The sequence below is a fragment of the Achromobacter pulmonis genome (genome assembly GCF_902859765.1).
GTDB classification, from domain to species: domain Bacteria; phylum Pseudomonadota; class Gammaproteobacteria; order Burkholderiales; family Burkholderiaceae_B; genus Achromobacter; species Achromobacter pulmonis.
This window is the reverse complement of sequence record NZ_CADIJV010000005.1, coordinates 29,121-53,604: the sequence shown is the minus strand read 5'-3', so window position 1 is coordinate 53,604 and position 24,484 is coordinate 29,121. Positions and strand designations below refer to the sequence as shown.

At 63.3% G+C, this 24,484-nt stretch carries 23 protein-coding genes and 2 pseudogenes; 10 read left to right on the top strand and 15 right to left on the bottom strand.

Features of this window, described 5'->3' with window-relative positions:
- Window positions 1–50 precede the first annotated feature (50 nt).
- The 5 genes from HV701_RS06445 to HV701_RS06425 form a co-directional block, all read right to left on the bottom strand.
- Complete coding sequence (locus tag HV701_RS06445) at window positions 51–1,367, bottom strand: FAD-binding oxidoreductase (RefSeq protein WP_175132247.1); 1,317 nt, start codon at window positions 1,365–1,367, stop codon at window positions 51–53.
- Window positions 1,364–2,812 carry a sulfatase-like hydrolase/transferase gene (locus tag HV701_RS06440; protein ID WP_175132246.1) on the bottom strand — a complete coding sequence of 483 codons (1,449 nt, stop codon included), beginning with the start codon at window positions 2,810–2,812 and terminating at the stop codon, window positions 1,364–1,366. The genes HV701_RS06445 and HV701_RS06440 overlap by 4 nt, the downstream gene beginning before the upstream one ends.
- A 39-nt stretch (window positions 2,813–2,851) precedes the next feature.
- A complete protein-coding gene (locus HV701_RS06435; RefSeq protein WP_254595134.1) occupies window positions 2,852–3,724 on the bottom strand; it encodes a tripartite tricarboxylate transporter substrate-binding protein in 873 nt (290 codons plus the stop codon).
- A 179-nt stretch (window positions 3,725–3,903) separates the two neighbouring features.
- Window positions 3,904–4,857 carry a LysR family transcriptional regulator gene (locus HV701_RS06430; RefSeq protein WP_175132244.1) on the bottom strand — a complete coding sequence of 318 codons (954 nt, stop codon included), beginning with the start codon at window positions 4,855–4,857 and terminating at the stop codon, window positions 3,904–3,906.
- A gap of 18 nt (window positions 4,858–4,875) precedes the next feature.
- Window positions 4,876–5,850, bottom strand: a complete 975-nt coding sequence (locus HV701_RS06425) for a LysR substrate-binding domain-containing protein (protein WP_175132243.1) — start codon at window positions 5,848–5,850, stop codon at window positions 4,876–4,878.
- 97 nt (window positions 5,851–5,947) lie between these two features.
- On the opposite strand from HV701_RS06425, the pseudogene HV701_RS06420 reads away from it, so the two are divergent.
- Window positions 5,948–7,378: pseudogene (locus HV701_RS06420) on the top strand (sulfatase family protein); the annotation flags it as partial.
- A gap of 82 nt (window positions 7,379–7,460) precedes the next feature.
- A complete protein-coding gene (locus tag HV701_RS06415; RefSeq protein WP_254595127.1) occupies window positions 7,461–8,465 on the top strand; it encodes a Bug family tripartite tricarboxylate transporter substrate binding protein in 1,005 nt (334 codons plus the stop codon).
- A 70-nt stretch (window positions 8,466–8,535) separates the two neighbouring features.
- Here HV701_RS06415 and HV701_RS06410 read toward each other — a convergent pair whose 3' ends face one another.
- The 4 genes from HV701_RS06410 to HV701_RS06395 form a co-directional block, all read right to left on the bottom strand.
- Complete coding sequence (locus HV701_RS06410) at window positions 8,536–9,525, bottom strand: tripartite tricarboxylate transporter substrate binding protein (RefSeq protein WP_175132242.1); 990 nt, start codon at window positions 9,523–9,525, stop codon at window positions 8,536–8,538.
- 78 nt (window positions 9,526–9,603) lie between these two features.
- Entirely contained in the window at window positions 9,604–10,641 is a 1,038-nt protein-coding gene (locus tag HV701_RS06405; RefSeq protein WP_244957803.1) for a hydroxyacid dehydrogenase, read from the bottom strand.
- 2 nt (window positions 10,642–10,643) lie between these two features.
- Window positions 10,644–11,312, bottom strand: coding sequence for an RraA family protein (locus tag HV701_RS06400; protein WP_175132240.1), 669 nt, complete (start codon window positions 11,310–11,312; stop codon window positions 10,644–10,646).
- A gap of 132 nt (window positions 11,313–11,444) precedes the next feature.
- Window positions 11,445–12,344, bottom strand: a complete 900-nt coding sequence (locus HV701_RS06395) for a LysR family transcriptional regulator (protein WP_175132239.1) — start codon at window positions 12,342–12,344, stop codon at window positions 11,445–11,447.
- Window positions 12,345–12,512: 168 nt separating this feature from the next.
- On the opposite strand from HV701_RS06395, the gene HV701_RS06390 reads away from it, so the two are divergent.
- Window positions 12,513–13,670: an alpha-hydroxy acid oxidase gene (locus HV701_RS06390; RefSeq protein WP_175132238.1), complete on the top strand. Its 1,158-nt coding sequence runs from the start codon at window positions 12,513–12,515 to the stop codon at window positions 13,668–13,670.
- Window positions 13,671–13,730: 60 nt separating this feature from the next.
- Window positions 13,731–13,842: pseudogene (locus HV701_RS06385) on the top strand (IS481 family transposase); the annotation flags it as partial.
- A gap of 99 nt (window positions 13,843–13,941) precedes the next feature.
- Here HV701_RS06385 and HV701_RS06380 read toward each other — a convergent pair.
- Window positions 13,942–14,478 carry a carboxymuconolactone decarboxylase family protein gene (locus HV701_RS06380; protein ID WP_175132237.1) on the bottom strand — a complete coding sequence of 179 codons (537 nt, stop codon included), beginning with the start codon at window positions 14,476–14,478 and terminating at the stop codon, window positions 13,942–13,944.
- 130 nt (window positions 14,479–14,608) lie between these two features.
- On the opposite strand from HV701_RS06380, the gene HV701_RS06375 reads away from it, so the two are divergent.
- The 3 genes from HV701_RS06375 (at window position 14,609) to HV701_RS06365 (ending at window position 16,651) form a co-directional block, all read left to right on the top strand.
- Window positions 14,609–15,538: an AraC family transcriptional regulator gene (locus HV701_RS06375; protein ID WP_175132236.1), complete on the top strand. Its 930-nt coding sequence runs from the start codon at window positions 14,609–14,611 to the stop codon at window positions 15,536–15,538.
- 199 nt (window positions 15,539–15,737) lie between these two features.
- Window positions 15,738–16,121, top strand: coding sequence for a c-type cytochrome (locus HV701_RS06370; protein WP_175132235.1), 384 nt, complete (start codon window positions 15,738–15,740; stop codon window positions 16,119–16,121).
- A gap of 107 nt (window positions 16,122–16,228) precedes the next feature.
- Complete coding sequence (locus HV701_RS06365; RefSeq protein WP_042795321.1) at window positions 16,229–16,651, top strand: DUF3995 domain-containing protein; 423 nt, start codon at window positions 16,229–16,231, stop codon at window positions 16,649–16,651.
- A 239-nt stretch (window positions 16,652–16,890) separates the two neighbouring features.
- On the opposite strand, the gene HV701_RS06360 is transcribed toward HV701_RS06365, so the two are convergent.
- The 3 genes from HV701_RS06360 to HV701_RS06350 are packed head-to-tail and all read right to left on the bottom strand — an operon-like array spanning window position 16,891 to window position 18,631.
- Window positions 16,891–17,730: an MBL fold metallo-hydrolase gene (locus HV701_RS06360; RefSeq protein WP_175132234.1), complete on the bottom strand. Its 840-nt coding sequence runs from the start codon at window positions 17,728–17,730 to the stop codon at window positions 16,891–16,893.
- Between the two features lie 21 nt (window positions 17,731–17,751).
- Window positions 17,752–18,078 (bottom strand): hypothetical protein, encoded by a 327-nt coding sequence (locus tag HV701_RS06355; protein ID WP_175132233.1) that lies wholly within the window; start codon window positions 18,076–18,078, stop codon window positions 17,752–17,754.
- The gene (locus tag HV701_RS06350) at window positions 18,071–18,631 is read right to left on the bottom strand and encodes a sugar ABC transporter (protein ID WP_175132232.1); all 561 of its coding nucleotides are present in this window, start codon (window positions 18,629–18,631) and stop codon (window positions 18,071–18,073) included. The genes HV701_RS06355 and HV701_RS06350 overlap by 8 nt, the downstream gene beginning before the upstream one ends.
- A gap of 158 nt (window positions 18,632–18,789) precedes the next feature.
- Between HV701_RS06350 and HV701_RS06345 the strand changes: the two genes are divergently transcribed.
- The 3 genes from HV701_RS06345 (at window position 18,790) to groL (ending at window position 22,124) form a co-directional block, all read left to right on the top strand.
- Window positions 18,790–19,695: a LysR substrate-binding domain-containing protein gene (locus HV701_RS06345; RefSeq protein ID WP_175132231.1), complete on the top strand. Its 906-nt coding sequence runs from the start codon at window positions 18,790–18,792 to the stop codon at window positions 19,693–19,695.
- 463 nt (window positions 19,696–20,158) lie between these two features.
- A complete protein-coding gene (gene groES / locus HV701_RS06340; RefSeq protein WP_175132230.1) occupies window positions 20,159–20,446 on the top strand; it encodes a co-chaperone GroES in 288 nt (95 codons plus the stop codon).
- A 37-nt stretch (window positions 20,447–20,483) separates the two neighbouring features.
- Window positions 20,484–22,124: a chaperonin GroEL gene (gene groL / locus HV701_RS06335; RefSeq protein ID WP_175132229.1), complete on the top strand. Its 1,641-nt coding sequence runs from the start codon at window positions 20,484–20,486 to the stop codon at window positions 22,122–22,124.
- A 103-nt stretch (window positions 22,125–22,227) separates the two neighbouring features.
- Here groL and argE read toward each other — a convergent pair whose 3' ends face one another.
- Window positions 22,228–23,400 carry an acetylornithine deacetylase gene (argE, locus tag HV701_RS06330; protein ID WP_175132228.1) on the bottom strand — a complete coding sequence of 391 codons (1,173 nt, stop codon included), beginning with the start codon at window positions 23,398–23,400 and terminating at the stop codon, window positions 22,228–22,230.
- 7 nt (window positions 23,401–23,407) lie between these two features.
- Entirely contained in the window at window positions 23,408–24,391 is a 984-nt protein-coding gene (locus HV701_RS06325) for a LysR substrate-binding domain-containing protein (protein ID WP_175132227.1), read from the bottom strand.
- Window positions 24,392–24,484 lie beyond the last annotated feature (93 nt).

Sequence of the window (24,484 nt, the reverse complement as noted above, 5' to 3'; positions counted from 1 at the left end):
ATGGGGCAGAGCCACTTGCACCCGGAACACTTTCCGTCGGAAACCGACCGTCAATCGACAATGCGGCCCGGGTTCAACGTATTGTTGGGGTCTAGCGCACGCTTCAGGCGCTTCAACAACGCGATCTCGCCGTTGCTGCGGGTATAGCCCAGAAACGGCTTTTTCAGAAAGCCTATGCCGTGTTCAGCGCTGACAGTCCCTTGCCGGCCTCGCAGCGCGCTGTACACCACCTCCTCCACGTCCAGCCATTCGCTTGGGTCATGCGGTCCCGTCAGGATGTGAACGTTGTTGTCGCCCAAATGGCCCAGGAACAAGTGCGCCGCATCCGGGTATTTCAGTTTCAGCGCGGCCTCGACCTCGCTCACGAAGCCCGACATTTCGGTCCAGGGCAGGCCACAGTCGAAATTCACTGTGGGCTTGAGCGCCGTCAACAGTTCGGGAATGCATTCCCGCAGCCGCCAGAATTTCTGCGCATCGGACAGGCTGGACGCCACCGCGCAATCGCTGATCGTACCGGCCTCCCACGCCTGTTCCAACGCGCCTTCCAGCGCCAGTTGCGGGTCCACGCCAGCCAACCCGCTGGCCTGAATCAGCACGCTCCATGGCGCGCCGCCAGGCAATGGCAGGGACACGTCCGTCAGCGCTGCGGCGCGTTGTAGAAACGGCGCCGACATGAATTCATAGGCGGTCAGTTGCGGACCCAAGGTCTTTTTCAAATGGCGCAACAACAAGGCCATGGACGCCGTGTCCGGCACCTGCACCAACGCCGTCGCCGGCGCGCCTGGATCGGGCTGCAAGCGCAGGATCAGCCGGGTGATCACGCCCAGCGTCCCTTCGGAGCCGATGAACAGGTAACGCAAGTCCAGACCCGAACTGTTTTTGACCAGGCGCGTCAACGACGTCACGACCGACCCATCAGGCAAGACCGCTTCCAGCCCCAACACCGAATCGCGCATCGTGCCGTAGCGCACAACCTGCGTGCCGCCCGCGTTGGTAGCGGCGTTGCCGCCGACCTGGCACGTGCCGCGCGCGCCCAGGTCCACCGGAAAGAACCAACCTGCTGCGGCGGCGGCTTCCTGCACCTGTTGCAACGTGGCGCCCGCCTGCACCTGCATGATCCCTTCCACCTCGTCGATGGATTCAATGCGATTCATGCGCTCCATGTTGATGACCACATCGCCATCGCCCGGCACCGCGCCGCCAGCCAGCCCCGTCATCCCGCCCTGGATCGTGATCTTGCGCCCCCGCAGATCGGCATCGCGAACAAGCGCCGCCACGTCGTCCGTGGTCATGGGCCGGTGCACCTCGCTAGGCACACCCCGCGTCAGGCCGCTCCAGTCTTTGAGATACCGGGCATCCACGTTCATGCTGCTTGCTCCACCCTGGGCGCCGGCGTTGCCCCGCTGGCGCCCATCGTCGAGGCGGCTTCGGGGCCGCCCAAGCGTTCGATCATCGCGGCCTGGTCGGCCTTGGCCTGCCTGTCCACGTCTTCCGGATTGCAGATTGCGTACAGCGCCGTCTTCATCTCGGACAGTACGGCCGCATAAGCCGGGTCGCCCGCCAGATCGTGCAGTTCGCCGGGATCTGAATCCAGGTTGAAAAGCTCCGGCTGGAAGCGCACATAGTGGTGATACTTCCAAGGCCCCTTGCGCAGCATGAAGCCCGCCGTGTTGCTGCCGGCGGCATGGTATTCGCTGAGAATCGCGCGGCTGGCGTCGGCCGGCTGCCGCGCGATGTCGAACAAGGACTTTCCTGGCCGGGCGCCCTGATACGGCGCCGGATCCACGCCCACGGCCTGCAACAGCGTCGGGTAAAGATCCAGCAAATCCACCGGCGTCTCGCAGACAGTAGGCGCCACGTCCGGGCCCGCCAATATCATGGGGATGCCCACGCTTTCCTGATACAGCGTGGACTTTCCCCACAAACCGCGGGCCCCGACGTTGTCGCCGTGGTCCGATGTGTAGACCACGTGGGTCGAGTCGGCCAGGCCCAGCGTGGCAAGCGCGTCCACGATACGGCCCACGTTGCTGTCAAGGAAGCTGCAAAGTCCGTAATACGCCAGGAAGGCGTTGACCCGCTCCTCTTCATCCTGGAACGTTTCCTCGCTGCGCTCGAATTCCGCATAGGCCTGCACCCAGGGGTGTCGTTCGTAGCCGTTTTTCGGATGCAGTTTGGCCTCGGGAATCTGGCGCGCCTCGTACAAACTGAAGAATTCCTGCGGCGCAATCAGCGGAAAATGGGGCGCCACCAGGCCCACGTACAGCACAAAGGGATGCCCCCGGTCCGCCGCCGCGCGCAGCCAGTCCAGCGCGCGCCCCGTGACCGATCGGTCATAGGAGGTATAGGCAGATTCCCCCATGCCGATGCGGTCGCCTAGCATGCGCTTGCGGCCGGCCACGGGCAGATACGGATCGCGGATCGACGCCCACACCATTCCGTGCCCGCCCACCACATGCATGGGGATATGTTCCGCGTCGAAGCCGACCGGGTCCTCTTCATTGCGGTAGTGCAGTTTGCCTATGCTCTCCACGTTGATGCCGCGCTGTTGCAGCACATGGCCCCAGCCTTGGGGATCGCCCACGTACGGCATGGCGTTGTCCCAATGCCGGGTCTGGTGCACCCGATGGCCTGTGGCAAACGCCGCCCGGGCCGGCACGCAGATCGGACTGGGGGTGTATGCGTTGGGAAACCGTGCACCGCGCGCAGCCAGTGCATCCAAATGGGGGGTCTTGATGAACGGATGCCCGGAACAGCCCATGAATTGGGGATTGTGCTCATCGGACATGATGACGACGATGTTCTTGCCTTTCATTGTGCTTCCTGCAAATAGGATAGCCGCGCTCACGCGGCGTCAGGCCTCGGGGCGATAGCCGCTGTCCCTGACGACCTGATCCCAGAACGCGTCTTCGCGTACCAGCTGCTGCTTCAAGGCCACGGGCGCGGTGACTTTGGGTTGGAAGAATTGCTGCCGCATGACCCGTTCGAAAGCCGGGGAGCGCACGGTGTCGGCCACGGCACGGGTCAATGCCTGCATCCGCTCGGCGGGCAAGCCCTTGTTGCCCAGCAGCGTGAAGTACTCGGCCATCGTCAGCGACGGATATCCAGCGGACGCGAACGTGGGCACGTCGGGCAGCGCAGCCGACGGCGCCGATCCCGTCGTGGCCAGGATCCGGATCTTGCCGGATTTGTGCATGGGAATCAGGTTGGGCAGCGTTGTGATCAACGCAGGCAATGTCCCGCCCACGGTGTCGGCCAGCGCCGGCGATCCGCCCTTGTAGGGAATGGGCGTCAAGGGCACTTTGCTGGCGTTCGCCAGCATGATGCCCAGGAAATGCATGACGGTGCCGGCGCCGGGAGTGCCGTACACGGCCATGCGCATGTCCTTTTTCGCCAGTTGCAGAAATTCAGCCAGTGTTCTGGCAGGACTGTTGGCGCCCACCGCGAACGCGAAATCGAATTCACTGGCCGTTCCCAGGGGGGTGAAATCCGCCGTGGTGTAGCGCAAGTCCTTGTACAGATGGGGATATAGCGTCAGGTTCGTGGAGGGCGTGAACAGCACGGAATTGCCATCTGCGCCCGACGCCAACAGCGCATCGACCGCAATGCGGCCACCCGCTCCCGCCTTGTTTTCGACGATGGTGGTGTAGCCCGATGCTCGCATGCCTTCGGCCAGCGCACGCGCCACCAGGTCAGCCGCGCCTCCCGGGGCGAAACCGACCAACATACGCAAAGGGGGATTGGCTCGCGCCTGCCTGAACGGCACCGCGCTACAGCACGCGGCGGCGCCCAGGGCGCCTAGAAATTGTCTGCGTCCGACTTGCATGCTTGTCTCCGTATCGGCGCTTTCTGTGCGCCATTTTTGGGGTAGCGTACGGTCGCGGCAGCCCTGAAGACAAATATTATTTATCTGCGTTTTGTATAAGTTTTTTCATATACCAGCGTACCGCGCAGCACCTTGTGTTCCACCAAGCTGCGCAACACAGCCTGTAGCGCCAGCTCCACGGCCAGCACCGCGCTGCCGGGCGCGTTATCCGCCACGCGCACGATGGCCTGCATCCGTTTGATCGGCGGCCGCAGCAGGCGCCGTGCGCCCACGGTGTGGGTGCCCAGCCCCAGTTCCCGGCCTGCGCTGTCGGGCAGGATCGCGAACGCCACGCCCTCACGCACCAAGGCAAAATTCAACTCGGGATCGTTGATTTCATATTTCACGTTCAACGGGCAGTCCAGATCCACCGCCGTGCGCTCAACCAGCCGGCGCAGATCGTGATCGCGGTCCGGCGCCACCAGTGGCCGCGACCCGATCTCCGAAAACGCGATGGTCTTGCCGCGCCGGTCGAACATCGATTCCAGACCGAACAGCGAAAATCCTTCCTCGTACACCGGCTTGCAATACAAGCCCGGCAGTTCGAACGCGTTGGGCATCAGCGCCACATCCAGTTGCCGCGTCTCAAGCGCCGCGCGCACCTGGCTGGACAGCGCCGACGACAACAAGAGCCGGATGTCGGGATATTCCCGTTCCACATACCGTATCAAGGGCGCGGCCACCACCTGCGCCAGCGAACGCGCCAGGCATACCCGCACCGGTCCTCGCGGTTTTCCCGTCGAGCCCAGCACATCGGCTCTCAGCGATTCCAACTGGTCCAGGATGGACGCGGCGCGCTGCTGCAGGCGCTTGCCTTCGGCCGTCAGCGTGACGCCCTTGGCGTGCCGCTCGAACAGGGCCACGCCCAACTCGCTTTCCAGCACCGCCACGTGCTGGCTGAGCGCGGGCTGCGCGATACGCAGCGCGCTGGACGCCAGCGACAGACTGCCGCTGCGGGCGATTTCAAGAAAATAACGAAGCTGGCGTGGCGTCATGGTTAACGGATCAAGGAGTCATGCATGCGGCGCCGAAGCGCGAGCGCTGCCAGCAACGGCGCGCAGGATTTCCAACAGACGCTGCGCGCGTGGATTCAGGCTGGCATCGCGCCACATCACGATACCTAGCGGCGACGGCGTCCAGGCCAGATCCACCTCCAGCCTGCGCACACTGTTGGACAAGGTACCCGATGCGTACAACGACATCGGCAGGAAGCCCAATAATTCCGAGGTTGAAACGACGGCCGCCAATGCCAGCATGGAATAGGATGCGATGCGCGCCTCGGGCTGCGCCACACCCGCCCGCCGCATGGATTCCGCAATCTGCTTGTAGAAGCTGGTGTCTTCGGCAGGCACGATCCAGGAATGATCGTAAAGCGCTTCCATATTCAGGCGGCTTTTACGTGCCAGCGGGTGCCGCAACGAGGAGATGACAACGCAACTATCCTGGAACAAGGTTTCCCGCAGCATGCCAGAAGGGGGCTCATCGTCGGCCAACCTGCCCACGAACATATCGATGCGCCGGTGATGCAAATGCTCAAGCAGGACTTCGCGCGACCCTTCGACCAGCACGCACGCGGGGTTGGCCGCTTCCGAGGCGTAGCGCCCCAGCGCCACGGCCAATATGCCGCCCGAGGTGACCGACATGCTGCCAATGCGCAGCGGCGGCTTGTCGTTCCGTGACGCGTGCCATAGCGCCTCGGCAGCGACCCCGATGTCCGCCCGCAGGCTTGCCGCCAGTTGCCAGACTGCGTCGCCATAGGCGGTGGGCGTCATACCGCCCGCGCCACGCACAAACATAGGCACGCCCAGTTTGCTTTCCATGTCACGCACATGTTGGCTGAGCGCAGGCTGGCTCACGCCCAAGGCCACTGCGGCGCGCGACAAGGTCCCCGCCGTCTTGATGGCCAGCAACGTCCGGAATTCGGTCATCGTCAAGCGGCCGAGCGCGCGGCGTGCGTCATCCAGCGAATCGTATATGGGCGCATTCATAAGAATTAGCTTATCCCATATAAGCTCGTTCCGCATCGCGCTGCCAAGCCGGGCCTAGACTTTCCCGCGACAACATCGAAAAACACCGGAGACCCGCATGAAACCGCAAAACCTGCTCGTCATCATGTCCGACGAACATAGCCGTAAAGTCCTGGGCTGCTACGGCAACCCCATTGTGCATACTCCCAATCTGGATGCATTGGCGCAGCGAGGCACGCTGTTCACCGACGCCTACACCACCAGTCCCATCTGCGTGCCGGCACGCGCGGCTTTTGCCCTGGGCAAGTACGTGCACCAGATTGGATTCTGGGACAACGCCGACCCGTATGACGGCTCGGTAAAAAGCTGGCATCACCTGCTTCGCGACCGCGGACATCATGTGGCCTCGATCGGCAAGCTGCACTTTCGCAGTTCAGACGAGGACAATGGCTTTTCGGAGGAGCTGCTGCCCATGCATGTCGTCGAGGGCAAGGGAGACCTGATCGGCTTGCTGCGCGATCCCTTGGCCGTGCGTGGGCATGCCAAAAAGCTGGCCGCCACCGCCGGGCCTGGCGAATCCACCTACACAACTTACGACCGCGCCATCGCGGCCAGCGCGCAGGTGTGGCTGCGAGAAGAGGCACACAAATACACGAACAAGCCATGGGTGCTCTTCGTGTCGTTTGTCGCGCCGCATTTTCCGTTGACCGCGCCCCCGGAGCATTACTACCGCTATGCCGATCGCACCTTGCCCATGCCCAAACTGCATCAGCGCCCTGGCGACGACCTGCATCCGTACGTGCGCAACTATGCGTCCTGCCTGGACTACGGCGCCTACTTCGAAGACGACGCGCACGTGCAACGCGCGTTGGCTTCGTATTACGGCTTGTGCACCTTCCTGGACGAACAGATCGGCAACGTGATGTCGGCATTGCACAAAGCAGGGCTTCAGGACAATACGCGTATCGTGTACACCAGCGACCATGGCGACAACCTGGGCGCGCGCGGGTTATGGGGGAAATCGACCCTGTACGAAGAGTCAGCGGGTTGCCCGCTGATTGTCAGCGGCGCGGGGCTGCCGTCAGGCAAGACGGTCCAGACGCCGGTCAGCCACGTCGACATATTCCCCTTTCTATTCGAAGCCGTGGGGGAGGACACGGCCGGCCTGATGGACGACCGCCCTGGCGTTTCGCTGTCGCAACTATGCGAGGGGCAACAGCCAGATCGCGGCGTGCTGATCGAGTATCACGCGACCGGTTCGGTGGCGGGCGCCTTCGCCGTGCGCCTTGGCAGGATGAAATACATACACCATATCGACTTGCCGCCCGAGCTGTACGACCTGCAGGCCGATCCCGAAGAACTGCGTAATGTCGCGGACGATCCCGGCTATGCCAGCGAACGCGCTGCGTGTGATCGGGCGCTGCGCGCTATCTGCATTCCCGAAGCCGCCGACCAACGCGCCAAGACTCGGCAATCCGAGTTGATTGCCAAACATGGCGGCCGTGACGCTATCCTGCAGCGGGGGGACTTCGGGAACACCCCCGCGCCCAACGAGCGCCCCCCGTTTCTATTAATCCTCTTCATTACACCTACCAGATCGGCGCTCAATGCCGGCATCGCAGGAGACATCCATGTTCGATTCGTTCGCGCGTCTGGCGCGCAAAGGCCTCGGTGCGAAACTTGCCGTATTAGCCGCTGCCACGGCCATGACGGCAGGCGTGGCGCAGGCGGATACGTATCCCGACAGGCCGATACGCATGGTGGTTTCGTACCCGGCAGGAGGTGGCATCGACGTCATTGCGCGCCTGCTTGCGCAAGCCATGTCCACCGAGCTCAAGCAAAGCGTGGTCGTCGAAAACAAAGGCGGCGCTGCGGGCATGATCGGCACGGAATCCGTTGTGCGCGCCCGCGCGGATGGGTACACCGTGCTGGTTGCGGGCAACCCGGAACTGACGGTCAACCCCGCGCTGTATCGGGATACGCGATACGACGTGTCGCGCGACTTGGTCCCGCTTGTGCTGATAGCGGAATCGCCGAACATCATTGCCGCCCATCCGTCGGTCCAGGGCACGCTGAAAGACGTGGTTGCACGGGCAAAATCAGGTTCGCCCCTGACCGTGGGCACGCCTGGAACGGGATCCACACATCAGCTGGCCTTGGAAATCATGAAGGCCCGCACCGGCGCCGATCTGATCCACGTTCCGTACAAGGGCGCGGGGCCGGCCGTGTCCGATGCCTTGGGAGGCCAGGTGCAACTGGTGATCGCGGGGCTGCCGCCGCTGCTGCCGCAGATTCATGCGGGCAAGCTACGGGCGCTGGCCGTGACCCAGCTAACCCGCACGCCGCTGGCGCCCGACATCCCCACGGTCGGCGAAGTGCTCGGGCCTGCTGGCAAAGATGTCATTGCCACGACCTGGTACGGTCTGCTGGCGCCAGCAGGCACGCCGACTGAAGCGATCAAGAAGCTGAAGGACGCCGCGTTGGCCGTACTGGCCAAACCCGAGGTCCGCGCAAAGCTCGCCGAGATGGGAACCGATCCGGTGGGCCTGCCGGGTGCTGCGTTCGGCGCACGCATAAAGACAGAACTGGAGCGCAATACGGTTCTCGTGCGGGAGTTCAAAATCAAGGTGAATTAGCCGCGAAACCGGGACATGCACCGCCTGACGCGGACCTCAGGCCGAGGCCCGCTTCCCGCCATCCGACCCGTTACTTATCCAGCCACGGCGCTTCTTTCCAGAGCGCCCGGAATTCTGCTTCGCCGGCCGCCAGTTCCTTGGCGTACTCGGGAGGCGGCAGATAGCGCAGCGGGACAAACATGTCCTTGGCCTTGGCCTGGAATTCCGGATCGTCCACCGTGCGCTTCACCGCGGAGACAAGCTTGGCGCGGATATCTTCGGGCAAGCCCTTGGGCGCTGCCAATCCTCGCAGCGAGGCCAACTCGAAATCGAAGCCCTGTTCCTTGAACGTCGGCACGTCCGGCAGCGCCGCCGACCGGGTCTTGCCCATCTGGCCCAGCATGCGCAACGGGGTTCCGCCCTTCTGGTACTGCAGCGCTTCGCCCACGTTGATGGCGCCGATCGTGATCTCGCCGCTTGCCAGCGCGCCCCGCACTTCTCCCGCGCCCTTGTAGGGAATATGGCTGAGCTTGCCGCCGGAAACCCGCTCGAAGCGCAGCATGGCAAGATGGTCGTCCGAGCCCGTGCCGGTGGTGCCCACCGTCACCTTGCCCGGGTTCTTCTTGGCATAGGCGGAAAGATCGGCCAGGGTCTTGATCGGATTGTCGTTCAGCACCGAAAATGCGCCGGGATCGTCGATCAGGTTGCCCAGCAGATCGAAGCTGCGCCACGTGAAGCTCGTCTTGCGTTCGATGGGAATCGTCAACAAGTTCGGCGTGTTGATAAAGCCGATGGTATAGCCGTCCGGCTGGGCACGCGCCAATTCCGAGAAACCTATCGCCCCGCCCGCGCCAGGGCGGTTCAGTACGACGATGCGGGCGTCGCTGCCCAGGTATTTCTGCAGATAGGGCGCCATCATGCGGGCCACCAGGTCGGTGCCTCCGCCTGGCCCGTACGACACGATCAGGTTGATCGGGTGCTCGGGGTAGCCGGCCGCCTGCGCGCCGCTGGTGAGCAGCGCAGCGGTCGCCAGCAGGGTCGCCACGGCGCGCCGCTTCCAGCGTTTGTCTTGTTTTTGCATGAGTTGTCTCCTTTGTATTTTGGCGGGGGGCTGCCTGATTCGCGCTTTTCGATGCGGGCAGGGACCCATGCCGTGTTGTCATGCCAGGTTTGCGATGCGTTTGGCCGCCAGCGGCCAGACCTCCGGATTGACGAGTTGCGGTGGACGTTCGCCGCGCAGCATCGCAACGAGCTGCGTGGCCGATGAACGGGCGACATTGCGCCGGGCTTCGTGGGTGACGCCGGCGGTATGGAAGGTGGCGACGACATTGGGCAAACCCAGCAGCGGGGCGCCGCGTTCGGGCGGCTCCTGTTCCCAGACGTCCAGCCCCGCGCCGCGCAGATGCCCGGCGCGTAGCGCGTCGTGCAGCGCCGCTTCGTCATGAATGCCGCCGCGCGCGGTCGAGATGAATACCGCGTCGCGCTTCATGGCCGCGAAGGCCTTTGCACCGAACTGGCCGCGCGTGGAGGCGTCCAGCGGGCAATGCAGCGACACCACATCGGCCCGCGCCAGCAATTCGTCCAGCGACACCGGTTCCGCGCCACGGCTGCGGATGGTGTCGGCGGACAGCAGCGGATCGTGCGCGATCACGCGCAGGCCGAAGCCGCGCGCAATGCGGGCGACGCTGCTGCCGATCTTGCCGATGCCGACCAGGCCGAGGACCAGGCCATGGATCTCATGGCCCATGAGGTCCTCGCGCGCAAAGCCGGCGTCGTGGCGCAGGCGATGGTGCGATTCCACCACGCGGCGCTGCACGGCGAGCAGCAGCGCGTACGTGTGCTCGGCCACGGACTCCGCGTTTGCCCCCGCCTGATTGACCACGGCGATGCCTGCCGCGGTGCAGGCCGCCACGTCGATGGTGTCATAGCCCGCGCCGCCGGACGAGACACATACCAGGTCCGGGCATTGCGAGATCAGTTCGGCATTGACGAACCATTGCCGCGGCAACTCGTCCTTGGCCGCGGAAACGTGATACGCATGGGCCGACTGCAGGCCGGCCAGCGTGCGGGCATCGTCGCCCCTTGCCGGCAGCACCGACAGCGAGACACCGGGCGTGCCGCCGATGATCTCGTCGAACACCGGATTGAGCCAGAGATCCAGGCGGCAGAGCCGGGCAGTCTTGGGATGGGACGCCACGCTCACAGCACGCCTCGCGCCTTGAGCGTGCCATCGACCCAGGCGCGGTCCAGCGTTCCGCGCGCGATATCCTCCAGCACTCGGGCTTCCGCCGCGGCGATCGCGCGCACGCGCGCCGCGATGGCGGGCGCCTCGTCGGGACGGATGGCCAACAGACCGTCGGCATCGCCCACCAGCAGGTCGCCGGGCAGCACCACCATCCCGTCGACCGCGACCGGCACATTGATGGCGCCGGGGCCATCCTTGTAGGGACCGCGATGCGCGACCCCGCGCGCATAGACGGGAAAATCGCCTGCGCCGATCGTTTCGCTATCGCGGATGGCGCCGTCGATCACGAAGCCGGCCAGCCCGCGCCGGGCCGCCCAACCCACCATGATCTCGCCGATGATGGCGTTGTTCATATCGCCGCCGGCATCCACCACGATCACGTCCCCCGGCTCGGCGGAATCGATCGCCTTGTGGACCATCAGGTTGTCGCCCGGCCGCGTGCGCACGGTGTAGGCACGGCCAAGGATACGGCGCGAGCGATGCATCGGGAGCAAGGCCGAGGTGCCGGTCGCGCGGCTCATGGCATCGCTGATGTTGGCCACGGCCAGCGCCTGATAGGCCGCGAGCGTCTCGCGGCTGGGGCCGGCAGGACATTCCTGCAGGGTAAATCCGAACTCCGACATGACGCCTGGTCTCCTTGGATCGTTGTCCGGGAAGACTCTACGCCGGGCTCAAGGCGGTTTAAAGCGAATAATTTGATGTGAAAAACAACGCTTTTTGGAAAATGTCGCGCACGTCGCACGCCGGCGCCCGGGCTAGATCATCCCGGCGGGCGCGTGGAAGTCCAGACACGCCTGCGCGTGTGCGCGCAGGCTTTCCAGCATGGGCCGCGTGTCGTCGCGACGCCATTGGAAGGTATAGGCCAGGGGGGGCAATGGCGGAAAGCGCGACAGTGGCTGCAAGTCGCCGCGCTCGATCAAAATCCGGGCCCAGGCGGCGGGCAGGAAGCCCAGCCCCAGCCCTTGCCGCAGCATGGCGGCAATGCCTGACCAGCTGTTGCAGCATTGATTGCGGCCCGGCGACACGCGCTGCTCGGTCAGCCAGTCGTCGAGGATGCGGATCGCGCCCGAGCTTTGCGGCAGGGTGATGAGCGTCAGGCCTGGCAGGTCGGCCGGTTCGAGCGCGGCCGCATCGGGCACGGCCCGAGCCGACACCACCCATTCGAAGCGGGCGCTGCCGATCACGCGCGAGGCGAGCGATGCCCGGGACGACGGGCCCGCGATCACAGCGAAGTCGAGCTCGCCCTCCTCCAGCCCGCGCTCGACCAGTTCGCCCACGCCTACGAAAGGCTCGACCAGCAGATTGGGATGAGCCTGCTGGATGACGTCGATCAATCCGGCCATCCACGTCATGGCGGTCAACTCACCGGCGCCGAAGCGGCATCGGCCGGAGTAGCTGAGGTTGTCGCTGGCCTGTTGCATGAACTGGTCCGCATTGCGCAGCAAGTCCTTGGCATGGGGTACCAGTTGCTCGCCCAGCGCGGTCAAGCTCGCGCTACGGGCGCTGCGGCTGAACAGCGCGGCGCCGATCGAGGATTCCAGTTCGCCGATCCGCTTCGACAACGACGACACCGAAATATTCAGGCGATTCGCGGCGATGGCGAAGTTCTTGCAGGTGGCGGCCCAGTAAAAGGCCTCGAGTTGCTTGAGCGTCATGGGAGTAAAGGCCGGGCGGCGGCAGGCGATTGAGCACGAAGAAAAGTGTAATAAGGGACTTCAATAAAGTCACTTTATTCAAACCTCGGCCCGGCCTATAGTCATTCGCCGTAACCGATGACCCTTGCGCGGCGGCGTGCCCGCCGAGCGCCGCCAGGAACCCCAGCCATGCCAGATCCGCTGCGCCACATGCTCAGCCTGCACGACTTCGAAGACGCCGCCCGGCGGATTCTGCCCAAACCCTTGTTTGCCTATGTGTCGGGCGCGGTGGAAGACGGGCAGTCCGAGCGGAGCAACCGGCAGGCCTACGGCGCGTACGGGTTCCGTCCGAAGGTGCTGGTGGACGTGTCCCGCCGCGGCACGCGCTGCACGGTACTGGGCCGCGAATACGCGGCGCCCGTTGGCGTGGCGCCCATGGGAATTGCCGCGCTCACGCGCTATCGCGGGGACGTGGTGCTCGCCCGCGCGGCGGCCGAGGCAGGCGTGCCCTGCATCATGAGCGGTTCTTCGCTGATCCGCCTGGAAACCGTGATGGAGGCGGCGCCCGGGACCTGGTTCCAGGCCTACCTGCCCGGCGACAGCGCACAGATCGCCGCCTTGATCGATCGCGTCGCCGCCGCCGGGGTGGACACGCTGGTGCTGACGGTCGACACACCGGTCGCCGCCAACCGCGAAAACAACGTGCGGGCGGGCTTTTCCACCCCGCTGCGGCCGAGCGTCAGCCTGGCCTTGCAGGGCCTCACGCACCCCCGCTGGTTGATCGGAACTCTGCTGCGCACGCTGGCCCGCCACGGCATGCCGCACTTCGAAAACAACTACGCCACGCGCGGCGCGCCGATTCTGTCCAGGCATGTGCTGCGGGATTTTTCCGATCGCGGCCACCTGAACTGGCGGCACATCGCCGCCATACGCAAGACATGGAAAGGCAGGATGGTGTTGAAGGGCATCCTGCACCCGGACGATGCGCGCACCGCCCGCGCGCACGGCATGGACGCGATCATCGTGTCCAACCATGGCGGCCGGCAACTGGACGGCAGCCTGGCGCCCTTGCAGGCCCTGCCCGCGGTGGTGGACGCCGCGGGCGGCATGGAGGTCATGCTCGACAGCGGCGTGCGGCGCGGCACAGACGTGCTGAAGGCGCTGGCGCTTGGCGCGCGCTGCGTATTCGTCGGCCGTCCATTCAACTACGCGGCCACGGTGGCCGGCCAGCGCGGCGTGGCCCATGCCATCGCGCTCATCACCGAAGAGGTGCGACGCAACATGGGCCTGCTCGGTATCGTCGATCTGCGGGAGGTCAACGAGAGCTTGCTGCAACGCGCCCGATGAGTTGTCATGGACCTGGCGTGTACGGAGAGGGTATTCACCTGACAGGTGAGCACCTTGGGGCGTGGCAACGGCGTCGTCGAACGGCTGCACCGCACCTTGCTGGATGAGCACATCCGCATTACGAGGCCGCATGACCTGGCATGAATCGATTGACCAGATGCAGCCCGATCTGCGGGACGTGTCCACCGGGCTGCTTGAGCAAGTCGGAACTCATGACCGCTCGATTACTAACATCGACGCTGTCCAAGAAACCCGGTGGATCACCTGCGCCTCAATCTGCGGCGGGAAAATCCACGGGAGTGTCATTGACCCGGTTGAAAAGATTGGTGAAGGTAATGCTTGCCACCGCCAGCAGAGTGTCCACAATTTGCGCATCGCTGTAACCCGCCCGCTTCACCTCGGCCAATACCTCCTGCGAGGCGGTGCCACGAGTCGACACCAGTGTGCGCACGAAATTGGCCAGCGCGTCGAAACGCTCCTCGCCCGATGGCTCGCCCTGGCGCACGGCCAACATCGCTTCGCGGCTCAGCCCTTTCTTCCGGCCCATGAGGGTATGCGCGGCCAGGCAATAGTCACAACCCGCTGCCTCGCTGACGGCCAGTTTGACGACTTCGATCTCACGCGCATCGAGGCTGCTCTTGCCGAGGGCAGCATCCAGCTTCAGTGCCGCTTCCAACGCAATGGGGCTGTTATTGCCGATGACCTGGTAGGCATTGGGCACCATGCCCACGGCGCTCTTGATTGCGGAAAACAGTTCGGCAGACTGGCCAGTGGCTTCGGAAAGGGCTTGCGTATACAGACGGCTCATGATGATTCCTTGTGGTGATCGGTTCGGTGACAGCTCGTGCTGACATGAGCCCAGTGTATGGCGCTCACTTCGGATGATTAATGCTTGAATCACTCTACAATTTGCTTTTTCGTCTCAACGTTCTTTCCTGATGGATACACTCAGCCGGCTTTTGTCGCTCTATCCCATGCAGGGGTCGCTTGATGTTCGCTGTCACTTCCGTGCCCCGTGGGTCATTGATCATCCAGCCGCGGCGCCAGGTGTCGTGCCCTATCACCTGGTACTGAGCGGAACCGCGTGGTTGGATGGGTCAGACGAAACCGCTACGCCGCTCAATATCGGCGACGTCGCCCTCTTTCCCAGAGGTCGGGCGCATCGTCTTTACACCGGGGCACCAGCCGACGCATCGCCGAGTCGCCTGGTCCCTTCCGTGTCGTCGCTGATGCAGCGGGTCAATGACGGAGATGGGCCGGTGACGGACATACTCTGCGGCGAATTCGCACCACTTTCCGGTGTGCCGAATGCGATGGTGGCGGCGTTGCCGGATACGGTCGTGATTCGAGGCGATGCGCACGCTAGCGGTATTGCCGATCTGCGGGCGTTGATTGATATGCTGCGCAAAGAAACGGAGACGCCGCGCCCAGGTTCGGACATTGTGGTCTCTCAACTGGCTTCGGTGCTGTTCGCCCTACTGATCCGTGCGTGGTTAGAACAAGCGCCTGCGGTATCAGGGCTCTACGCGTTACTGGGTGAGCGCCGTCTGCAGCCTGCACTGCACGGTATGTTGGCCGCCCCCGAAAGAGACTGGTCGCTTGAAGACATGGCGCGCGAGTGCAATATGTCGCGCGCTACGTTGGCACGGCTGTTCCAGCAAGTTTCAGGAACAACGCCGGCAGTGCTATTGCTGCAAACGCGTATGGCACACGCCAGTGCCATGCTCAAACGCGGTGGCGTTTCGGTCGCAGCCGTTGGGGAGGCTGTCGGCTACCAGTCAGAGGCCGCCTTCCACCGCGTGTTCAAGCGATACTTCGGTATCGGTCCCGGCAAATACCGACAAGGTATCGCAGCACAAATTAACTGACCTCATCGCCATCAAGGCTTAGCGTTGAGACGTGCGCCCCCGGATGGACGCTGTCGTCGCTCAGGTCGTCCAGGTCGCGCGGGTCGGGACCTCGTGTCACGCAATGCCCGTAATCGGACAGAAGCGGCCAAGACGAGCCATTCCTAGCTTAGGAGTCTATACTCGGCGCCCCGCCAATTTGCGTGATAAGCCAGGGCCCATGAAAGCAAGAGAATTACTCATCGCTACGCTAGGAACGTTGGTTTTGACTCAACCGTCACCATCCTTCGCACAAAACATCAACGGAAAGGCTCTCTACACGCAGAGATGCGCGATGTGCCACGGTGCAGATATCAAGGGCACAGGGCCATTGGCTAAGAAAAGCAATCCTCCCACGCCTGACCTCACAACTGCTGCGTTCAAAAAGCGGCTCAATGATTATCCTGGCGTCATTGTCTCGTCGGTAATACTTCGTCCGAACGGAGACCTGATTCCGAGAACGTTGAGGGAGAACGGCGTAAAGCTGGCGCCGCACTCCTGGACCGTTCAGGATTTTCGCGATTTGAACAAGTACATGAGCGATGTGATTTCCAAGAGCCGATAACGGCGCGTTGACCACCTGACCGCTTGCCAATGACCGGCTCGTCCCTACCGATCATTCTCAGTAATTCCGGGGCACAATCACGCAGGTTCCAACTTTCTGAAATCATCATGCAAGCCACCATTGCCGCCTTGACCTGTGCCGTGTTCGTCGTGCTGTCGCTGTGGCACATCTACTGGGCCCTGGGCGGTCGCGTCGCCTACCAGATCGCCTTGCCTGTTAAAGACGGAAAGCCTCTGTTTCGGCCGTCTGCTCTGGGGACATTCGTGGTGGGTTTGGCATTGATGGCGTTTGCCGGGCTCGTTGCGGTTAACGCGGGCTTACTGAACACACTTGGGGCGCCAACCTGGCTACGCTGGGTTGGCGCTGTGCTGGCGCTGGCTCTGCTCGGACGGGCAATTGGCGACTTCCGCTACGTGGGATTGTTCAAGCGGTTTGGCGGCGAGCCCTTCGCCCGGTTGGACACGTACGTGTTTTCACCACTGTGCCTACTGCTGGCCGCCGGCGTGGCGGCCAGTGCCTGGCAAGGATGAGAGAGTAACGGGTTGGCGGCGCCCGGCCAGAAACGGACAACGCGCATTCGGGTAGCCGCTTAACCTGAGCAGGTTCCGCTGGGTCAATACAGGTCAGCATCGTGCGAGCACGGCGCGAACCGGTGCCGCGCCGGCTGACGGCGTTCAGTGATTTTCTGTTTGATCGCTGGCAGCAAGCACCATGGGATCATTGATCTCATTCCCCGCTGCTGGCTGATCCCAGACATCTCTACCGGGCGCTAAGCCTCATAGGAAATCTCGTAGCGCGTACCTTTGCGCTCGATGTGTCCGAATCCAAGCTCGCCAAGGTGCATGCCAGCGATAAGGATTTTGTCCGAGCTAACAACATCCAACAGTTTTGATCGTGTTTCGGCGGAGAGAATCGGATCTTGGTCGAATGCAATGGATACGTCGGGACGCGCAATCTGGATCTGGGGGAAATGAACGATATCCCCCCAAACCAGCAGACTACGATCATCGGATTCGATGCGATAACCGGAATGTCCTGCGGTATGCCCCAGAAGGGGCACCGCACTAATGCCGGGGAGAACTTCGCTATCAGTGAATACGCGCGTCCTCTCCCGATACTGATCGAACACCTTCCGAGCAAACAGGAAGTTGCCACGAGCCCGCTCACTCGCTCGGCTGAGGTTGCCATCATCCTTCCAGAAAGAAGCCTCACGCTGGTGGATGACTAACTCTGCATCGGGAAAGGCAGCTTCCCCTGACGCGTCAAGCAGCCCCCCAACATGGTCGGGATGGGCATGCGTCAGAAGAATGGTGTCGATGTCAGCGGGCTGCACACCAGCAAGTGCGAGATTCGCGATCAACTTTCCACCCCATTGCTTGAACCCACCCGCCCCTGCGTCGATGAGGATCGTGCGACCCCTTCCACGCACCAGATAGCAGTTGATGTGGATCGAGGATGGGTCGCTCACGCCTGCGTCCTGCTGCAACTTGGACGCCTCCATAGGATCGATATTGGAGAGAAGATCCAGACTTGCAAAAATGTATCCGTCACTGACGGCCGTGATCGAAAACTCGCCGATCTGCTGGCCTGGAAATTTCATTTTTTTCATTGTGGCGCTCCTTGCGCGTCATCAGTTCCGCGCGCAGATGGCAGGGGCCGGATAGCCGAAGCACCGGATGCGCGCCGTCAGCCCGGTATGGCGCTTTATGGCCTCATCCAGTCGCGCCATGAAGGCGTCCATGACCGATGGCGTTCTGAGCGGTTCGAGGCGGTATTTGATTTCCGCGTAAGCAGGATGCCCGCGCCCCTGGCGAACAGCGACATAGATGACATGCACGTTGTCCAGCGCAGCCTGGAGGACGTCCGTGCAAAGCCGAGTGCATCGTTCGGTGAGTTCCGCCAGATTCGCTTCGGGCGGCATCCTTTCCGCCTGGATGAAGATCGTCAGGTTAGGCATGTCGGTTCTGCCCCTGCGTCTGGGGCACTGCGCCATGGCCACTCGTCAATTGCGGGGTCATCGGGGCATAGAGGTACACGTCCTTCGGAAGGGTTTCCACACTAAGACCGATGGCGCTATCGAGCTTCGCCAGCCACCTGTTTTCAGGGAATGTCTCCAATGCGACGGCCCGCATCAGATCCGGCTTGAGCCCCATCTCGATGAGCGGCTCGGGACCGACTGCGCTGACGATCAGATGGTCTCCTTCACCGATGGCAGGCGCGCGTTCAAGGCCGCCATAAAGATTGCGGTGCCAATCGGTGATGTGGTGCTGCCAACGAGCGAAATTGCCGCCACCCTTCTGGCGGTACTCATCGCCCTCAAGCACGGACAAACCGTCGATCGAGTGCATGGCCAGGTAGACGGGGCAGCCAAGGCTCAACGCCTTGAATCGCTGCGAGGTATGGAACCCGCTTACTGAAATAAGCGCGGGCAGCTTTTCCAGGCTGTAGAAATCATTCCACTCCGCTTCGCTGGCTGGGTCGGCAAAGCTGCACTCGACGGTATAGATCATGGGTGACTCGCTACCGGACTTCTTGTGCGTCCGGCCCTCTTTGTTGATGTTCCGTCATGGTATGACCTTGATATCCGCGCATAAAACGATTATTCGGTATGCTTCAGTGATAAAAGATCAAGCTAAGCTGGATCGCCAGCTTCAGAACGGGAGCGCTCATGCGAAGGAAGATCCCCAGCAGCACGGCACTGACCGCATTTGAAGCCGCCGCCCGCCACGGCAGCTTCGCGCGCGCGGCAGAGGAACTGTCTCTGACTGAAGGAGCCATCAGTCGCCAGATTGGCAGGCTGGAAGCCTTCCTCGGGGTCACGCTGTTCGAGCGGGTCGGCAATCGTGTGCGCCTCCTGCCCAACGGAGAGCGTTACGCGGCCCAAGTCCGCGAATCGCTTGACCGCCTGGATCGGGACAGCCAGTACTTGATGGGGCAGCCGAGCGATGGCGCGAGCCTGGACATTGCCACCATCCCCACGTTCGCGATGCGATGGCTCATTCCTCGCTTGTCAAGATTCCAACAGAAACATCCGAACATCACTGTGCATCTTGCCGAGCGCATGGACCCCTTCGTCCTAGCCGGGAGCGGATTCGATGCCGCCATCCATTTCGAGCATCCCGCGTGGGCGGGTATGCATCTGCATCACCTGCTCGAAGAGGTGCTGGTGCCCGTGTGCAGTCCGGCGCTCCTCGAGGACGCCGGTGCAAACACGTCACTGGATGCACTGCCACGCCTTCACAGGCGGCAAAATCCGGACGCCTGGCAGCTCTATGCCCAAGAGTCCGGCTTCGTGCTGACGAACTCTGCGGTCGGTGCCCGTTACGATCTCCATTCCATGCTGATTGAGGCAGCGCTAGCCGGCTTGGGCGTGGCATTGGTGCCGCGCCTTTACATCGGGACAGAGCTTGAACAAGGCCGTTTGGTAACGCCCTGGCCGGACGGTAAAGGGGTCTCCAAAAACTTCTGCCTCGTTCTTCCCGAGCCAATCGAATTGAGTGCAGGGCCGCTTCAGGCATTTGCGACATGGATTCTCGAGGAAGCCCGAGGCGTAGCTCTTCAGGGCCGCACCTGATTCAGCGCGCCTTGGCCAAACGGGTCTGCTTCGGTTTAAGGGCTGCTTCGGGTCGAAAGCGGAAGTTCTCTGAAAGCGGGTTGAGCCTATCGCTCACCCGTGACGACCCAGTGCCACGAAATTCTCAAAAAAACGGACTCGGGGCTAAGTACCTTAGGGGCTGAAATCGACCCAAGTGCCAGATCTGCTTTGGGCCGACACATTTTGTTTAATCTCAATCGGCATGACGCAACTGCCAAGTTGAGTGGCGTTCGACGTCCATGAACCAAATCTCAAGTTCGATGAAATTCGACAAAACAGGGACGCACTTCCCCGACACCTCGCCCAAATGTAACAGCGTGCCCCTCCCCCCTTGAACCCCGCGACATCATCCCTATAATTAGCACTCGACTCCGGTGAGTGCTAACAATCCTCCCGGGCCCAACCGATCATTCACTTTCTTCTTTAGTAACAGGAGTTCCTCATGGCCTTGCGTCCCCTGGGCGATCGCGTGATCGTCAAACGCCTCGAAAACGAGCGCAAGACTGCGTCGGGCATCGTCATCCCCGACAGCGCCGCTGAAAAGCCTGATCAAGGTGAAGTCGTGGCCGTCGGCCCCGGCAAGAAGACCGAAGACGGCAAGATCCTGCCGGTCGACCTGAAGGCTGGCGACAAGGTTCTGTTCGGCAAGTACGCCGGCCAGGCCGTCAAGGTCGATGGCGAAGAGCTGCTCGTCATCCGCGAGGACGAAATCCTCGCCGTGGTGCTGTAAACCCTGCCTCAAACGAATTTTCGAAGGAAGCTAACAAATGGCTGCCAAGCAAGTACTGTTCGGTGACGACGCCCGCGTGCGCATCGTCCGTGGCGTGAATGTCCTCGCCAACGCCGTCAAGACCACCCTGGGCCCCAAGGGTCGCAACGTCGTGCTGGAGCGCTCGTTCGGCGCCCCGACCGTGACCAAGGACGGCGTCTCCGTCGCCAAGGAAATCGAACTGAAGGACAAGTTCGAGAACATCGGCGCCCAACTGGTCAAGGACGTTGCCTCCAAGACCTCCGACAACGCCGGTGACGGCACCACCACCGCCACCGTGCTGGCCCAGGCCATCGTTCAGGAAGGCCTGAAGTACGTTGCCGCCGGTTTCAACCCGATCGACCTGAAGCGCGGCATCGACAAGGCCGTCGCCGCCGCCGTCGCCGAACTGAAGAAGCAATCCAAGCCGGTCACGACCAGCAAGGAAATCGCCCAGGTCGGCTCGATCTCGGCCAACAGCGATTCCTCGATCGGCCAGATCATCGCTGACGCGATGGACAAGGTCGGCAAGGAAGGCGTCATCACCGTCGAAGACGGCAAGTCGCTGGAAAACGAGCTGGACGTCGTCGAAGGCATGCAATTCGACCGCGGCTACCTGTCGCCCTACTTCATCAACAGCCCGGAAAAGCAAGTCGCCGCGCTGGAAGACCCGTTCGTCCTGATCTTCGACAAGAAGATCAGCAACATCCGTGACCTGCTGCCGGTGCTGGAGCAAGTCGCCAAGTCGAGCCGTCCGCTGCTGATCATCGCCGAAGACGTCGAGGGCGAAGCCCTGGCGACCCTGGTGGTCAACAACATCCGTGGCATCCTGAAGACCACCGCCGTCAAGGCCCCGGGCTTCGGCGACCGCCGCAAGGCCATGCTGGAAGACATCGCCATCCTGACGGGCGGCACGGTGATCTCCGAAGAAACCGGCATGTCGCTGGAAAAGGCCACGCTGGCCGAACTCGGCCAGGCCAAGCGCATCGAAGTGGGCAAGGAAAACACCACGATCATCGACGGCGCTGGCGACAGCAAGTCGATCGAAGCGCGCGTCAAGCAGATCCGCGTCCAGATCGAGGAAGCCACCTCCGACTACGACCGTGAAAAGCTGCAGGAACGCGTGGCCAAGCTGGCCGGCGGCGTTGCCGTGATTCGCGTCGGTGCTGCCACCGAAGTCGAAATGAAGGAAAAGAAGGCTCGCGTCGAAGACGCCCTGCACGCCACGCGCGCTGCGGTGGAAGAAGGCGTTGTGGCCGGCGGCGGCGTGGCCCTGCTGCGTGCCAAGCAAGCCATCACCGACCTGAAGGGCGACACGCCTGACCAGAACGCCGGCATCAAGCTGATCCTGCGTGCCGTCGAAGAGCCGCTGCGCACCATCGTCACCAACGCCGGCGAAGAAGCCAGCGTCGTGGTCAACACCGTGCTGCAAGGCAAGGGCAACTACGGCTACAACGCCGCGACCGGCGAGTACACCGACCTGGTCGAGCAAGGCGTGCTGGATCCCACCAAGGTGACCCGCACCGCCCTGCAAAACGCCGCCTCGGTCGCCAGCCTGCTGCTGACCGCCGAAGCCGCCGTTGTGGAACTGGCCGAAGACAAGCCCGCTGCCCCGGCCATGCCCGGCGGCATGGGCGGCATGGGCGGCATGGACTTCTAAGTCCCGCTTCCCCTGCAAGGCCTCCCCGGCTTCGGCCGGGGAACGCAGTACCCCGAAAAACCTCCGGTCCTTCGCCCCGGGGGTTTTTCTTTTTCGGCGACGCTCAGTCGCACAGATAATCGGTCAGGCGCGCCAGCATCGCGTCGCAGGCCTCGATCTGCGAGATCTCGACGTATTCGTCGGCCTTGTGGGCCACTTCGATACTGCCGGGGCCGCATACCAGCACCGAGGTCCGCTGCCACAATTGGCCGAACAGCCCGCCCTCGGTGCCGAAGGCAACCTTGGTGCATGGCGTGCCCGCCGGCAGCATTGACGCCAGCAGGCGCACCGCCGGCGAATCCGGCGGCACCGACAGCCCCGGATACGCGTTGCCCGGCACGATCTCGGGCATTGCGGCCTCGGGCAGGGCCTGCGCCTCGCGCATCCGCGTCCGGGTGCGCTCCAGCACGCGCGCCAGGATGCGCTGCGGCTCATCCTGGGCGACATTGCGGATCTCGAAGTCCACCTCGCATTCGGCCGGCACGATGTTCAGCGCCGTCCCGCCGCGCACCGTACCGGCATGCACCGTCGAATAGGGGATCGCGTAGCCGTCCTCGCGCGGCCCCTGTTCGGCCAGCTCGCGCTGCACATCGCGCAGCGCGCCCACCAGGTCGGCGGCGGTATGGATGGCGTTGACAAAGCGCGGCGCCAGGCCGGAATGGCCCGCCTGCCCGCAACAGCGCGCGCGGTAGGCCGCCTTGCCCTTGTGGCCGGTGCCGATCTGCATCAGCGTGGGCTCGCCCACCACGCATAGCAGCGGCTGCGGCTCCAGGCCCTCCAGTTCGCGCAGCAGGTGCCGCACGCCGACGCAGCCGATCTCCTCGTCGAACGACAAGGCCAGCAGCAGCGGCCGCCGCAACGGACGCCGCGCGGCCCGCACCATGGCCATCACTGCGCACGCCACGAACCCCTTCATGTCGGCCGCGCCGCGGCCATACAGTCGGCCGTCGCGCTCGCTGGCCTCGAAAGGCGGCGTGGTCCAGGGCTGGCCCGCCACCGGCACCACGTCGGTATGGCCCGACAACAGGATGCCCGCCACGTCGCGCGGGCCGACGCTGGCGTACAGATTGCAGCGCGTCGCGTCCTGCGGGTCCGGCACCCGGGTCGAGGCGATGCCGGCTTGCTCCAGCACCGCCTGCACGCGGTCCATCAGGGCGGCGTTGGACGTCAGGGTGACGGAGGGAAACGCGATCAGTTCGCGCAGCAGCGCCAGGCTGTCAGGGGGGAGGCGATTCATGCGAGGCTCAGGAAGAAGGCGGCGTGTCGGCGGCCGGGCCGGAGATGTACGGATCGAAGAAACTCGCCGCGCTCATGCCGGGAATGTATTGATCGGAGATATAGGCGCGGCAGCGCTGCATGAAGGCCTGCGTCAACCGCGATGGCTTCATCGGCCGGTAGGTGGCCAATCCCAGCAGCATGGGCCGGTGCTCGCCGGCCAGGCGCAGCCGCACCAGGCGCTTGCCGTCGAGCGACTGGCTCGACTTGGGCCGCACGTTGAACAGCGCATAGCCGATGCCGTTGGCGACCATCGAGCGCACCACGTCTTCGGAGCGCGAGCGCGCCACGATGTTCGGCTCCAGGCCGGCCTTGGCGAACAGCGACAGGAAATACTCGCGGCTCATGGGCAGGTCCAGCAGCACCATCGGCAGCTGCGCCAGTTCGTCCAGCGTGACGGCGATTTGCTGGGCCAGGGGATGCAACTCGCTCACCAGCACGTGCGGCGGCATATGCGCCAGCGTCTCGAAACTGATCTCGTCGCCCAGTTGCAGGTCATAGGTGATGGCAAGGTCGATTTCCAGCAGATGCAGCCGGTTGATGAGTTCCTGCTGGTCGCCTTCGGCCATATGCAGCTCGACTTTCTCGAACGCGCGCGAAAACCCGAAGATGACCTCGGGCGCGATCATGGCGGCCAGCGGCTGGAAGCAACCCACGCGCAGCACGCCCTGGATGGTGTCGTTGGAGTTGGAAGCGATCTCGTACAGCTTGGCGGCGCGTTCCAGCAGGTCCTCGCATTCCTGCATGACCTGCGTGCCCAGCGGCGTCAGCGCCAGTCCCTTGGACGGATGCCGGACAAACAGCTGCACGCCCAGTTCGGTTTCGATGTGGGCAATGGCCGCGGAGATCGACGGCGGCGAGATGTGGATCTGGGCGGAAGCCGCGGCGATGCTGCCATGCTTGGCGGTCGCCACGAAGTATTCCATCTGGCGTAGGGAAATGCGGTTGAGCATGGTCCGACTTGAGGAAACAGGGTCAAAAGGCCGGCGAACGCGCGGAAGGGGCACGCAAAGTATCCCCTCCTCGCGCGGCGCCGGGCAAGATTT